General features: G+C 63.1%; 12 protein-coding genes. 2 read left to right on the top strand and 10 right to left on the bottom strand.

Features of this window, described 5'->3' with window-relative positions; genetic code table 11:
• Nucleotides 1-577: 577 nt before the first annotated feature.
• Nucleotides 578-1642: a uroporphyrinogen decarboxylase gene (hemE, locus tag CKO27_RS07150; protein WP_200374191.1), complete on the top strand. Its 1065-nt coding sequence runs from the start codon at nucleotides 578-580 to the stop codon at nucleotides 1640-1642.
• A gap of 168 nt (nucleotides 1643-1810) precedes the next feature.
• The gene (locus CKO27_RS07145; protein WP_200374190.1) at nucleotides 1811-2659 is read left to right on the top strand and encodes a peptidoglycan-binding domain-containing protein; all 849 of its coding nucleotides are present in this window, start codon (nucleotides 1811-1813) and stop codon (nucleotides 2657-2659) included.
• Between the two features lie 247 nt (nucleotides 2660-2906).
• Here CKO27_RS07145 and nhaD read toward each other — a convergent pair whose 3' ends face one another.
• The 10 genes from nhaD to glgC form a co-directional block, all read right to left on the bottom strand.
• The gene (gene nhaD, locus CKO27_RS07140; RefSeq protein ID WP_200374189.1) at nucleotides 2907-4310 is read right to left on the bottom strand and encodes a sodium:proton antiporter NhaD; all 1404 of its coding nucleotides are present in this window, start codon (nucleotides 4308-4310) and stop codon (nucleotides 2907-2909) included.
• A gap of 229 nt (nucleotides 4311-4539) precedes the next feature.
• Entirely contained in the window at nucleotides 4540-5940 is a 1401-nt protein-coding gene (locus CKO27_RS07135; RefSeq protein WP_200374188.1) for an FAD-dependent oxidoreductase, read from the bottom strand.
• A 223-nt stretch (nucleotides 5941-6163) separates the two neighbouring features.
• Nucleotides 6164-6970, bottom strand: a complete 807-nt coding sequence (locus CKO27_RS07130; protein WP_200374187.1) for an ABC transporter permease — start codon at nucleotides 6968-6970, stop codon at nucleotides 6164-6166.
• Entirely contained in the window at nucleotides 6967-7593 is a 627-nt protein-coding gene (locus tag CKO27_RS07125; RefSeq protein ID WP_200374186.1) for an ABC transporter ATP-binding protein, read from the bottom strand. Before CKO27_RS07125 ends, CKO27_RS07130 begins: the two co-directional genes overlap by 4 nt.
• Nucleotides 7593-8291: a tRNA (guanosine(46)-N7)-methyltransferase TrmB gene (trmB, locus tag CKO27_RS07120; protein WP_200374185.1), complete on the bottom strand. Its 699-nt coding sequence runs from the start codon at nucleotides 8289-8291 to the stop codon at nucleotides 7593-7595. The genes CKO27_RS07125 and trmB overlap by 1 nt, the downstream gene beginning before the upstream one ends.
• Nucleotides 8278-9540 (bottom strand): DNA cytosine methyltransferase, encoded by a 1263-nt coding sequence (locus CKO27_RS07115; RefSeq protein WP_200374184.1) that lies wholly within the window; start codon nucleotides 9538-9540, stop codon nucleotides 8278-8280. The genes trmB and CKO27_RS07115 overlap by 14 nt, the downstream gene beginning before the upstream one ends.
• Complete coding sequence (locus CKO27_RS07110; protein ID WP_200374183.1) at nucleotides 9537-9965, bottom strand: very short patch repair endonuclease; 429 nt, start codon at nucleotides 9963-9965, stop codon at nucleotides 9537-9539. The genes CKO27_RS07115 and CKO27_RS07110 overlap by 4 nt, the downstream gene beginning before the upstream one ends.
• A gap of 130 nt (nucleotides 9966-10095) precedes the next feature.
• Nucleotides 10096-10893 (bottom strand): thiazole synthase, encoded by a 798-nt coding sequence (locus CKO27_RS07105; RefSeq protein ID WP_200374182.1) that lies wholly within the window; start codon nucleotides 10891-10893, stop codon nucleotides 10096-10098.
• Between the two features lie 59 nt (nucleotides 10894-10952).
• Complete coding sequence (gene thiS / locus CKO27_RS07100) at nucleotides 10953-11153, bottom strand: sulfur carrier protein ThiS (RefSeq protein WP_200374181.1); 201 nt, start codon at nucleotides 11151-11153, stop codon at nucleotides 10953-10955.
• Nucleotides 11154-11261: 108 nt separating this feature from the next.
• Nucleotides 11262-12533 (bottom strand): glucose-1-phosphate adenylyltransferase, encoded by a 1272-nt coding sequence (gene glgC, locus CKO27_RS07095; RefSeq protein WP_200374180.1) that lies wholly within the window; start codon nucleotides 12531-12533, stop codon nucleotides 11262-11264.
• Nucleotides 12534-12769 lie beyond the last annotated feature (236 nt).

Here is a 12769-nt window from a genome sequence, read left to right as displayed (position 1 = left end):
AACAAAGGTTTGCTTCCGTGAGGATCCGGCTTGTCGCTAGGAGCGGCGCGCGCGGATCATCATCGACTTTGGTCCGATGTCAGCAACTAGCCGCTAATAATTTGTTTTTGTGAGATTTTTAAGCCTTCGCGAGCGATAGCGTGAAGGCGACCGCCTGACGGCCGAGGTGTCCGAGAAATCGGCCAAGAAGGCGACTTTTATATTTATTAATAAGATTTAAAAATAATAGTAATAAGCCCTGTGGATAAGCCGATTTTTGCCGAATCGCTTGTACATACAATTTGTTGGAGTCAGAAATTCGGCACTCGAAACTGTGGATAAGCCGTGCTCAAAAAGCGCCTCGCTTTCCACGCACATTTTTTCCACATCCAGGGACGTCTACTTATCAACAGCTTGTTAGTTTTGTAAGTGTCTGATTTTGCTTGTCCGGCCATCGGGCGTCGGCCAGCGCCGATGGATCGCCTGGATTTCGCTCCGACCCCTTCGTCCGAGCAGGCGCCCCGATCGTCGTCGGCGTAGTAGAATGCGGGGCTCGAACATTCGGGTTTTTCACCACATTCAGATCGGGCACCGCTTCATGAGCCAGTTGACCAACGACACCTTTCTCCGTGCGCTGATGCGCGAACCTGTTGATTACACTCCGGTTTGGATGATGCGTCAGGCCGGGCGCTATCTGCCGGAATACCGCGCCACGCGCGAGAAGGCCGGCAGCTTCATGGCTCTGTGCAAGAACCCGGAACTGGCCTGCGAGGTCACCCTGCAACCACTCGAGCGCTTTCCGCTTGATGCCGCGATCCTCTTCTCGGACATCCTCACGGTACCCGACGCCATGGGGCTCGGGCTTTATTTCGCCGACGGGGAAGGGCCGCACTTCGAACGTCCGGTGCGCACGGCGGCCGACGTGGAGCGGATCGCGGTCCCGGATCCGGAAGGCGAGCTCAAGTACGTGATGGACGCCGTTTCCACCATTCGGCGCGAGCTCAAGGGCCGGGTGCCGCTGATCGGTTTCTCCGGCAGCCCCTGGACCCTGGCCACCTACATGGTCGAGGGTAGCGGGAGCAAGAATTTCTCTCACATCAAGGGGATGATGTTCGACCGTCCCGACCTGCTGCATAGCCTGCTGGCCAAGACCGCCGATTCGGTGGCTTCCTATCTCAATGCCCAGATCGCCCGCGGCGCGCAGGCGACGATGATCTTCGACACCTGGGGCGGGTCACTGGCACCGGCCAATTACCGTGAATTCTCCCTGGCCTACATGCAGCGTGTGATCGAGGGGCTGACCCGTGAGTCCGAGGGACGGAAGGTGCCGGTGATCCTCTTCACCAAGAACGGCGGCCAGTGGCTGGGCGACATGGCCAAGACCGGTTGCGACGCCCTGGGCGTGGACTGGACGACCGACCTGTCGGATGCCCGTCGCATGGTCGAGGATCGGGTCGCCCTGCAAGGCAACCTGGATCCCTGCACCCTCTACGCCTCGCCCGAGCGCATCCGCGAGGAAGTCGCGCGCGTCCTGGCCAGCTATGGGCATGGGAATGGGCACGTCTTCAACCTGGGTCACGGTATCACCCCGGATGTGAATCCGGAGCATGCCGGCGCCATGGTCGCCGCCGTGCATGAACTGAGTCGGGCCTATCACCTCTGATGGGGCTCCGCGCCTAAGCGGAAACCCGCGCGCGCCAGGCCGGTTCGGAGCATGAAATCCGGCCGGCGGGGCGCCTGGGTAAGTCCGCGCGATTGGCGATTCCGGCGCTCCTGTCCTAGAGTCCTATCCGTACGATAGGTTTCTCTAGGTCCACCTAAGGAGGTCGCCATGGCGCGAATGCTGGCTCGTGGAGCCACTGGTTCGGACGTTCGAGCCTTGCAGGATGTCCTGAACTACCACATCCGACGGGGCGATCCGCTCGTCGTCGACGGGATTTTCGGTCCCAGGACGGAGGCGCGGGCGCGGGAGTTCCAGACCGCGAACGGACTCAAACCGGACGGTCTCGTGGGACCGCTGACGCAGGCGCTTCTGTATGAAGTGACCGAGGTGACGATCCCGCTTCTGTTCCTCCCCCGGCTCGAACTCGACAGGCCATCGCTGGGAAGCGATGGTCCGGGAGGCCTTCAGCCGCCTCGGCTCATCCCGCCGCTGCGATGGTCCGGTCCGCCGCTGCCGCCTCTTGGATCCTTCTCCTTCGGCTCATCCTTTCGCCTGAGCCCAAATGGGATCGCCGGGCTTCCAGCCTTTTCATCACCGGTCAACGCGCTCGGTTTCAAGCTCCGCGTGCCCACTCGCCAGGATCCTCTGGATCCCAGTGTGCGCAGCTATCGCAACATCATCGCCTTGATCGACGACCTGCCGATCGACTCGAAGCTACGGGTGTTCCTGACCAGCAAGGTGCCGAACCCGGTCAAGACGATTTCCCCGCCGGGAACCGGCTTCGACTGGGGCGTGCAACCGCTCTTCAATCCGTTGGATCCCACGGGGTTCGGGGCCAAAGGGAACGCCCGTTTTACCGTGCGTGTCTCCGAGGGTCGCGATGGCCGGCCTAACCTGGTGTTTGGGGCCTGGGGCGACGGTCGTGTGTTTCTCGATTTCTCGAAGAAGCAGGGGCAGGCTCGACCCAAGGTTTCGGGCGAGGGACAGATCTTTCTCGGAGCGATGGGCGTTTTTTAGCCCCGGAATCAGGAGGGTCAAGGCCCCGCGCGCCTGGGCGCTGGTCCCGATGGGAGGCTTACTCTCGAAAGGACGGGCTTTTCATGATGGCCTCTCCCTTCGCTGTCAACGCGAACATTCAAGCCGGTGGCCGGGTTCGTAATTTCGCCTGGACGTTGATCATGGTGGTTTCATACCACGTCCAACGCCCAGGCGACTGGCTCTAAATCACTTTGTGTTCTTCGCGGTTCAACGGCTTTTTTCAGGTTTAACCATTGAGCCACATATGCACGGCGATACTCGCCAGGAACCCAAGCGCGATCGCGGGCGTCCATTCGAGATGCGCGAAGAAGGTGTACTGTCCGCGCGCCTGTCCCATCAGGGCCACGCCGGCCGCCGAGCCAATCGACAGGAGCGAGCCACCGACCCCGGCGGTCAGGGTGACCAGGAGCCATTGGGTCTCGTTCATATCCGGGTTCATGGTCAGTACGGCGAACATGACCGGAATGTTGTCTATGATGGCCGAGAGAACGCCAACGGCGACATTCGCCAGGGTCGGTCCCCATTGCTCATACATCAGCTCCGAGGCCATCGCGAGATAGCCGAGCTGCCCAAGTCCGCCGACGCAGAGCACCACGCCGTAGAAGAACAGGAGCGTATCCCACTCCGCCCGCGCGACCTTGTTGAAGACGTCGAAAGGCGTCATGTCTCCAACCAGCGTGGCGCGATCCTCGTTGCGCTGCCGCCAATTGTGATGGGTCATCCGCAGGAAAAAGCCGAAGAACTGCAAGAACCCGAGTCCGGTCAGCATGCCGATGGCCGGCGGCAGGTGCAGGAAGTTGTGGAAGCTGACCGCCGTGGCGATGGTCAGCAGGAACAGCAGCATGATGCGCTTGGCGCCCCGTTTCATGTGCCTGTCGGCCGATTTGGTCTCTGGCTTCAGGTTCGGAACCGCGAACGACATGAGAATCGCGGGAACCAGAAAATTGACGACCGATGGTATGAACAGCTTGAAGAAGTCAAAGAAATCGAGAACTCCCTTCTGCCAGACCATGAGCGTCGTGATGTCGCCGAAAGGACTGAAGGCACCGCCCGCGTTGGCGGCAACCACGATGTTGATGCAGCTCAAGGTGACGAAGCGTTTGTTGTCGCCGCCGACCGCCATGACGACGGCGCACATCAGCAGCGCGGTGGTCAGGTTATCGGCGACCGGCGAGATCAGGAAGGCGAGGGTGCCGGTCATCCAGAACAGCGCCCGAAAGCCGAACCCCTTGCTGATGAGCCAGCCACGCAACGCATCGAACACCCGGCGCTCCTCGAGGGCGTTGATGTAGGTCATGGCGACCAGGAGGAACAGCATCAGCTCGGCGTATTCGAGTAGCGTGTGACGGACCGACTCCCCGGCAAGTTCTGGATAGCCTTGCTGGGCGTAGACATAGGCGATCAGACACCAGATCACGCCTGCCGCGATGATCACGGGTTTGGATTTTCGAAGATGCAGGAACTCCTCGGCCATCACCAGGACGTAGGCGAGGACAAAGATGGCGAGCGCGGCATAGCCGACGGGGTGAGTCGTCAGATCGATGGAGTGAGCGGTGGAATCCGCCGCGAATGCAAGGGTCGGCACGAGGAGCGCCAGGATACCGATGAGGATGCGTTGAGCGGGGAGCATGCTGGAGCCTCTGTGTAGGGAGCTTGTTCGGCTTGGGACTGAAGGGCCGTCACGCACGATACCCGCCACGGGCGAAGGCGCCAAGTCATGGGGTTCGATTCAATACCTATTGATAGCATTGAACGCGTGGAAGGCCCGCGCTTCCGCGCGGCCCCTCGCGATCACGAGGGGCGCGTGTTCGGTGGCCAGATTGCCCTTGATTATTGACCGCCCGCCTGGCCTTGATGGATCAGGCCGCGTGTTCCTCGGCCTGTCCCTTGTGCCCGCGCGTATCCTCGTGGCCCATCAGCAACTCGCGCTCGAAGGTACGCTCGTCGATGCGGGCGCCCAGGTGGCCCGCGATCGAGCGCATGTCGGCCTCGCCGCTGCCCAGGCAACTGGTGCCGCCGGGAGAGGGCGTCATATTGAAGATGATGCCGTCGCCGTCGGTGAACTTAGCCTCGCCCATGCGCAGTTTGCGCGCCTCCTTGTCGATGAGCTGGGGACGGATGCCGCCGAAACCCTCGGCATAGCTGATGTCCGCCACGGTCATCGAGGGGACGATCTTGCGGATCTCCTTCACGAACAGCGAGCGGTTGAGCTTGGGGATCTCGTAGAGAAAGTTGCGCAGGATGTAGTCGCGGATGTCGGGAACCTTGAGCTGATCCCAGACCACATTCGCCACCTGGCGATCCAATCGCAGCACCTTGAAGAACTCCTTGATCGAGGAGCGATCGTAGCGCTCCAGCATCGGCAGCATGAGCGCGGTCGGTCCGAAGCGCGTCTTGCCGCGTTCCTTGACGTCGTGATCGCCGTGGACGGCGGCGAAGGGCAGATTGGGGTTCTGGACCGTGTAGACCTTGCCGTTCAGCGCCTCGGGCGCGAAGTAGAAGGAACCGGCGACCGGCAGACAGGAATAGTTCAGCCCAAGCCCCATTTCCTGGGCCATCAGCAGCGAGTGTCCGCCGGCGCAGACCACGACCGCGCGCGCCTGGATCAGACCGCGACTGGTCGAGAGCACATAGCCGTCGTCGTCCTTGCGGATGGCGTCGACCTTGGTCGAGAAGAGTTGGGTGATCTGCTTGTTGGTGGTGCGATCCATCCGCACGCACTCGCGCGAGAAGGACTGGGCCAGGGCTTGGAAATCGACCGCGCAGTAGTCGTCCGGCGTCCCGGTCGCGACGATCTCCTCCTTGCGCCAGGTGCCATCGACCAGGGCGACGTTCGGCTCGATGTCGGCGATATCCTGGCGCTCAAGCAAGCGCATGCGCGGAAAGAGCTCCTTGAAGGTCTCGTAGCGCTGGCGGATGTAATCGCATTCCGTCTTGCCGACGCCCAGCACCATCTTGGGCATGCGAAAGATGATCTGGTCGCGCTCGCGCGTCGGGAGCTTGGTCGCGTAGTTGATCACCATGGAGGCCACGCGCTTGACCGCGCCGGCCTTTTCGGGTGTGTAGTTGGTTTCGATATCGCCGCAGTGGATGGTCTGGCTGTTGCTGTGGGCGTGCGAATTGACGCTCGCGATGCTGTCGTATTTCTCGACCAGACAGAGCCGGTTGAGGTCGGTGAACCTGGCCAGTTCGTAGAGTAGCGCGGTACCGGTGACGCCGGCTCCGACGATCAGTACATCATAGTGGGTCGAAGCGGACATGGTTTCGGTCTCCAAAGGTGGCTTGAGGCGCCCTAGGACCTGGGCGGACCGCGCGACCCTATTGTGCAGCGCAGCATAAATTTCACCTTAGCCGAAGTCGAGACCGGAAAGAACCTTGGGGTTCGGATTTAATGCATTAAAATGGTCAATTATAGGGGGAGGGCCGTTGTCAGTTGTCAGAAAGAGTTTGGCCGTTGGCGACGCGGATGCTAGACGGAACTGTTCAGTTTTTGGTTGCGCCCCGGAGCCGATCGAGCCGCAGGCGCTGGCGCTCGTCGAACAGTCGCCGCGAACCCATCCAGACCGCCGCCATCGCGCCCAACCCGGTCCCGGCGGCGATCAGGAACATGATGAGCAACTGATATTTGGCCGCCTCCATGGGCGGACTGCCGGCGAGGATCTGCCCCGTCATCATTCCCGGTAGGCTGACCAGCCCCGCCGTGCCCATGGCGTTCACGATGGGGATGAGACCCGAGCGGAGCGCCTCGCGGCGGATGTCCTCGATCGCGGCTTCCCAATTCTGGCCGGCCAGTAAACGCGCCTCGATCTTGCCGCGCGCTTCCCAGGCGTTGCGGGTGAGATTGTCGAGCGCGATGGCGATACCGCTCATGGTGTTGCCGAGCAGCATGCCGAGCAGCGGGATGAGGTATTGGGGCTGATACCAGGGCTCGACCCCGATGACGAGGGTGAGCGCCAGGAGCGTCACGCTGAAGGAGGAGAGGAACATGGAGAGCGAGCCGATCCCATAGCCCCAAGGCCCGCCGAAGCGGCGCGTCTGGCGCTGCATCACCTCGAACCCCGCCACCGAGAGCATGACCAGCGCCATGAGTCCGATCAGGGGGAGACTGGTCTGGGCGAACAGTACCTTGAGCACCAGGCCGACCAGGGTCAACTGAACGGCGCTGCGGGCCGCCGCGATCAGCACGCGACGCTCGACGCCCAGGCGCAGCCGCCAGGACATTCTGGCCAGAAGGAGCACCAGCAGCGAGGCGAGCGCCAGATCCCAAGGCGAGAGTTGGATCATGCTCATGACTCGGACTCCAGCCGACCCTCATGGAGACGGTAGGAGCGCCCGCCCAGTCGTCGCCGCTGCTCCGGATCGTGGCTGACCCAGAGCACGGCCACCTGGCGTTCGCGCCGATAGCGCTCGATCAGGGTCTCGACCTGATCGCGATTGGCGGGATCCAGGTTGGCGGTCGCCTCGTCGAGCAAGAGCGCCTCCGGGGTTTGCGCCAGCAGCCGGACCAGCGCTAGCCGTTGTCGCTCGCCAGTCGAAAGACGCTTGACCGACCAGTCGAGCACCTCGGGCGCGAAACCCAACGCGGTCAGCCAGTCCGCGATGGGGGTCTCGGCTCCCGTGCCGTTCGTCCGGTCGGACGGCAGGTGCTCGCCGACCGTCTCGCCCCACCAGAAGGACTCCGCGGGCAACAGCCCCACCCGCCGACGCCAGAGCGGTGGCGCCATGCTCGAACGGGCCTCGTCCCCGAGCCAAGCCTCCCCGACATGCGGATCCAGGTCCGCGATGGCTCGCAGCAGCAGGCTCTTGCCCGATCCCGAGGGTCCGGAGAGAAAGACCAGCTCACCCGCTTCGAGCCCGAGATCGAGGGGCGCGAGCGACCGATGGCCGAGGCCCGCGAGACGCAGACCGGCCATCAGCGTCGACGGTAGATGAGGTCGTGGACCGGATGCCCGAGCCGTTCGCCGCGTCGCTCGAACTTGGTCAGTGGGCGCGCGTCGGGTCGCGGTGCGTACTGGCCAGGACCGGCGCTGTTCTCGAAGAGATCTGAGGCGCCGTCCAGGGTTTCGAGCATCTGCGCGGCGTAGGGCGGCCAATCGGTCGCCGCGTGGAAGGTTCCGCCAGGGCGGATGGCGCGCGCCAAGAGTGCGATCAATTCGGCGCTCAGGATGCGGCGTTTGTGGTGCCGTCGCTTCGGCCAGGGATCGGGAAAGAAGAGCTGCACGCCATCGAGCGCGCCGGGGGCGATCCCCTGGGTCAGCACCTCCACGGCATCGTGGCGAATCACCTTCAGATTTCCGAGGCCAAGCCGCTCGATCAGCAGCAGCAAATGACCCACGCCGGGGCGATGGACCTCGATGCCCAGCCAGTTGCGCTCCGGGTCGCGCTCGGCCATCGCGGCGAGCGACTCACCATCGCCGAAGCCGATCTCCAGCACGACCGGCCGCGAGTCGCCGAACAGCGCGGAGAGATCGATCCGCTCGCCGGGCGGCCAGTCCACTCCGAAGCGTGGCCAGAGTTCCAGGAAGGCGCGCTCCTGCGCGCCGGTCAGTCGACCCTCGCGCAGCACGAAACTACGGATCGGACGATGGGGTGGAAATTCAGTCGAGTGCAAGGCGCGTGTCTCCGCGGGGCGGATTATTTCGCGAATAGTCGCGAGTCTTGGGGGCGAACCGCTTAGCGATTTCGTCGCGCGGCCGGCAGTGCTCCGCCACGGATGCCGCGACCCGGCGAGCCAGGGCGACGGGGACGGCGTTGCCCAGTTGTCGCATGGTTTCCGTCCAGGAGCCATGGAAGATATAGCCATCCGGGAAGGTCTGGAGGCGCGCGGATTCGCGCACGCTGAAATAACGCGGGCTGGCGTCGTCCAGCACCATCATGTTCTCGCCGCCAGGAACGCCATGGTCGCCGGCCTTGAGCGTCTTGGCGGGGAGATCCAGCGGACTGCCCGTATGTCCCTTGTAGGTTCTGGCACCATCCTGAAAGCCATGATTGTGGAGTCCGTGCGCCGCCGATGTCCCGCGAGGGTCCGGAATGTCCACCAGTGCGTCCCGAACCGTCCGCCAGGGGTTTCCTTGCAAGGATGGAAGCACGGTGCCCAGATTCTGGATGCGCGCCTTCAGCGTTTCAGGCGCGTCCGGCCGCCGGGTTCTCGGTATTCCGTGTCTGATCCAGTATTCCCCGGAAACCCATTGAGAATAGAGGAGCGCGTCGAATGAATGGGTTGGACGCGGAAATGACCACTCGATGGCGAGGTCGGAGCGGAAGCCGACGATGAAAACCCGTTCGCGTTTCTGCGGAATCCCATGGTCGGCGGCGTTAACAAGCGTGGGCACGACCTGGTAAGTCAGCCCCCGGCGATGCAGGACGCCCGAGGTTTTCTCCGCTTGCAACCGGCGCAAGTGACTCGTCCAGCTTTGGTCGCGCCCGCGCGTGACCTTCGGAAACTCCAGTTGAAGCAGGATGTACTGGTAATAATTCGCGAAGCTCGATCGCGTCAGACCCTTCACGTTCTCGATGATGAAGGACTTCGGCTTGAGCCGGCGCACCACATCCACGGCGCAGGGAAACATGTCCCGTTCATCGCCATAGGCCCCGTGCTTGCCACCCATCGAAAAAGGCTGGCATGGCGGCCCCCCGGAAACCAGGTCGATTCCTTCCGGGATACTCGACCAATCGAAATCCCGCACATCGCCTTCCCAGAGCGGCCAATCCTGGACCAGCGGGAATCCCCGCCGTTGGTTCTCCCGGATGGTATCGCAGGCCCACCGATCCCATTCCAGCACGGCCAGGGATTCGAATCCCGCGAGGGCGGCCCCCATGGCGAGACCGCCGGCACCCGCGAACAGCTCGATCGATTTCATTCTCCGCCGCCCTCTTCTCCCCGCAGAAACTCCTGAACGATCGACGATACCTCGTCGAGATTCGTCATTTGACATTCCCAGACGACCAGCACGCGCCATCCCAGGTCCAGCAAGCGTCGTTGATCGCGTAAATCCCGTTCCCGGTTGGCTTCCAGCTTTGGCCGCCAAAAATCCAGTTTCGACTTCGGCAGTCGCGCGAGCTTGCATTCCGGGTGGCGATGCCAGAAACAGCCATGCATGAAGATCGCCGCGCGTCGTGAAGGGAACACCAGGTCCGGGGTTCCAGGCAGTTTCTTGACATGCAGTCGATAACGAAAGCCCATGCGATGCACGAGGCGGCGAAGCTTCATCTCCGGAGCCGAACCCGCGCCCCGGATGAGCGACATGCGTTTGCTGCGCTCTTGCGTGGATAGGGTATCCGTCATGGAAAGCCTTGGGCGAACGATGGCCGATCCGGACGTCGCGAATGGCCAGACCGTCGCGCTGAGGACGCAACGCCCGAGCCTCCCGCACGGCGGCCAGTCTTTGGGGTCGCGCCTTGCGTCGATCGATGGGCTAGAAGAACAACCCCTCGATCGGGGACGAGGCGGAGGCGAAGCGTTTGGCCGGCATGCGTCCGGCGCGAAACGCCTCGCGTCCGGCCTCGATCGCCTTGCGCATGGCGCTGGCCATCAGCACCGGATCCCTGGCCGCGGCGATGGCGGTGTTCATGAGCACGCCGTCACAGCCCAACTCCATGGCCTCGGCCGCGTCGGAGGCGGTGCCGACGCCCGCGTCCACCAGGACCGGAACCTTGGCGTTCTCGACGATGGTGAGGATGTTGAGCGGGTTGCGGATGCCGAGACCGGAGCCGATCGGCGCGGCCAGCGGCATCACGGCGATACAGCCGATCGCCTCCAGTTCGCGGGCGACGATGGGGTCGTCGTTGGTGTAGACCATGACATCGAAGCCATCCTTGACCAGGATCTCGGCCGCTTTCAGGGTCGCGATCACATCCGGGAACAGGGTTTTCTCGTCGCCCAGCACCTCCAGCTTGACCAGCTTGTGGCCGTCCAGCAGTTCGCGCGCCAGGCGGCAGGTGCGCACGGCGGTTTCGGCGTCGTAGCAGCCGGCGGTGTTGGGCAGGATGGTGTAGCGATCGGGCGGGAGCACGTCCAGGATGTTGGGCTCGCCGGGGTTCTGCCCGAGATTGGTGCGGCGGACCGCGACGGTGACGATCTCCGCCCCACTGGCCGCGATGGCGCTGGCGGTTTCGTCCATGTCCTTGTACTTGCCGGTGCCGACCAGCAGGCGCGAGCCGTATTCCTTGCCGGCGATGATGAGGCGATCGGAGTTCTGGGTGTCTGTGGACATGACAATTCCGTGCGTATTGATGACGATTGAGGCGTGGCGGATGGGCGAGACCGGCGGGTCTAGCCGCCGCCGACGGCCTGAATGATTTCGATCCTGTCGTTTGGAGCGAGCCGGTGCTCGGCGAAGCGACTGCGCGGAACCAGCTCCGCGTTGACCTCGATGGCGAAACGCTGGCCGGCGAGGGCGAGCGTTTCGACAAGATCCGATAGGCGCGTGCTTTCGGCGATCTCCTTGGGTTCACCGTTCAGGGTGATGTTCATGGTGCGTGGGGCCGCTCCAATCTGAAGGTTGGATGAGGTTTGAGCCGATCGTCCTTTTTTCTTGGGCTTCGGAGTTGGGAGGATGGGTTTCGCTTTGCTCTACCCATCCTACCGAACGTGATTGGCGTCTTGTCCGAGCATCTCCGGGGTGACCAGGGTGATTCCGCCCTCGCTCACATGGAATCCGGCACGGCGATCGGCCTCGGGGTCGACGCCGATCTGAATACCCTCCTCAAGCTGGCAATAACGGTCGATGACGGCATTGCGGACGATGCATTTACGGCCGATGTCGACGTCCGGCAGGATCACCGAATCCGAGATCTGGGCGTAGGAATTCACCCGAACGTTGGAGAACAGCAGGGAGTGACGTACCGTGGCGCCGGAGATGATGCAGCCGCCGGAGACCATGGAATCGACCGCCATGCCGCGTCGGTCCTCGTCGTCGAAGACGAACTTGGCCGGCGGCAGCTGCTCCTGATAGGTCCAGATCGGCCAGCTCTTGTCGTAGAGATTCAGGGGCGGGGTCACGCCGATCAGCTCCAGGTTGGCCTCCCAGAAGGCGTCCAGCGTGCCCACGTCGCGCCAGTAGGCCAGCTCGCCGCTGCGCGGATCGCGGAAGGTGTAGGCCATCACCCGGTAGAGCTTGATGACGTTCGGGATGATGTCCTTGCCGAAGTCGTGGCTCGACGAGGGCGTGTCGGCATCCTTGTAGAGCTGCTCGAACAGGAAGCCGCGATTGAAGACGTAAATGCCCATGGAGGCCAGACAGCGGCCGGGCATGCCGGGGATGGTCTCGGGGGTATCGGGTTTCTCGGCGAAGCTTCTCACCCGCTGTTCACCATCCACGGACATGACGCCGAATTCGCGCGCCCGCTCCACATCCACCTCCAGGCAGCCCACCGTCATGTCGGCGCCGCTCTCGACGTGGTAGGCGATCATGGCGCCGTAGTCCATCTTGTAAATGTGGTCGCCAGCCAGCACCAGGATGTACTCGGGGTTGTGATCCCGGATGATGTCCAGATTCTGGAAGACCGCGTCCGCGGTGCCGGCGTACCAGGCGGTCTCGGCCACGCGCTGCTGAGCGGGCCAGAGTTCGACGAACTCGCCGAACTCGCCGCGCAGGAAGCCCCAGCCCTTCTGGATATGCAGGATGAGCGAGTGGGCCTTGTACTGCGTCAACACGCCGATGCGGCGGATGCCGGAATTGATGCAGTTGGAGAGCGGGAAGTCGATGATGCGGAACTTCCCACCGAAGGGAACGGCGGGCTTGGAGCGCCAGGCGGTCAAGTGCATGAGCCGCGAACCCCGTCCCCCGGCCAGAATCAGCGCCAGGGTGTTTCGGGTCAGGCGACTGATGAACCTGGGGTTCGTATGGGGCATGAGTTCTCCTGTCATGAGCGACGCGTCGGGGTTTATCAGAACGTCCTTATGATACCATCAAGACATATTACAACCCCCAGCGTTCGGGCTTGATGGCGGCATTCGGGGCCAGGCTCCGCCGCCTGGCTCGGGATGGACGTTGACGCGATGAACCCAAGCGACGCGTCCGAGGATGGACGCCCGGTGGACCTCCCTTCATCGGCGCCGGCGAGCGGGAATCATGTAGCCCACCGCGG

Origin of the sequence: Thiocystis violacea, assembly GCF_016583575.1 — a bacterium.
In the GTDB taxonomy this organism is placed as follows: domain Bacteria; phylum Pseudomonadota; class Gammaproteobacteria; order Chromatiales; family Chromatiaceae; genus Thiocystis; species Thiocystis violacea.
The sequence above is the reverse complement of the archived record's forward strand: the minus strand, read 5'-3'. Positions and strand labels throughout refer to the sequence as shown.

Bases quoted from the DNA above. Each gene is read 5' to 3' on its own strand.
- nhaD (WP_200374189.1), bottom strand. From the start codon at position 4,310: ATGCTCCCCGCTCAACGCATCCTCATCGGTATCCTGGCGCTCCTCGTG.
- CKO27_RS07130 (WP_200374187.1), bottom strand. From the start codon at position 6,970: ATGAGCATGATCCAACTCTCGCCTTGGGATCTGGCGCTCGCCTCGCTG.
- CKO27_RS07135 (WP_200374188.1), bottom strand. From the start codon at position 5,940: ATGTCCGCTTCGACCCACTATGATGTACTGATCGTCGGAGCCGGCGTC.
- thiS (WP_200374181.1), bottom strand. From the start codon at position 11,153: ATGAACATCACCCTGAACGGTGAACCCAAGGAGATCGCCGAAAGCACG.
- hemE (WP_200374191.1), top strand. From the start codon at position 578: ATGAGCCAGTTGACCAACGACACCTTTCTCCGTGCGCTGATGCGCGAA.
- CKO27_RS07125 (WP_200374186.1), bottom strand. From the start codon at position 7,593: ATGGCCGGTCTGCGTCTCGCGGGCCTCGGCCATCGGTCGCTCGCGCCC.
- CKO27_RS07110 (WP_200374183.1), bottom strand. From the start codon at position 9,965: ATGACGGATACCCTATCCACGCAAGAGCGCAGCAAACGCATGTCGCTC.
- CKO27_RS07105 (WP_200374182.1), bottom strand. From the start codon at position 10,893: ATGTCCACAGACACCCAGAACTCCGATCGCCTCATCATCGCCGGCAAG.
- CKO27_RS07115 (WP_200374184.1), bottom strand. From the start codon at position 9,540: ATGAAATCGATCGAGCTGTTCGCGGGTGCCGGCGGTCTCGCCATGGGG.
- glgC (WP_200374180.1), bottom strand. From the start codon at position 12,533: ATGCCCCATACGAACCCCAGGTTCATCAGTCGCCTGACCCGAAACACC.
- CKO27_RS07145 (WP_200374190.1), top strand. From the start codon at position 1,811: ATGGCGCGAATGCTGGCTCGTGGAGCCACTGGTTCGGACGTTCGAGCC.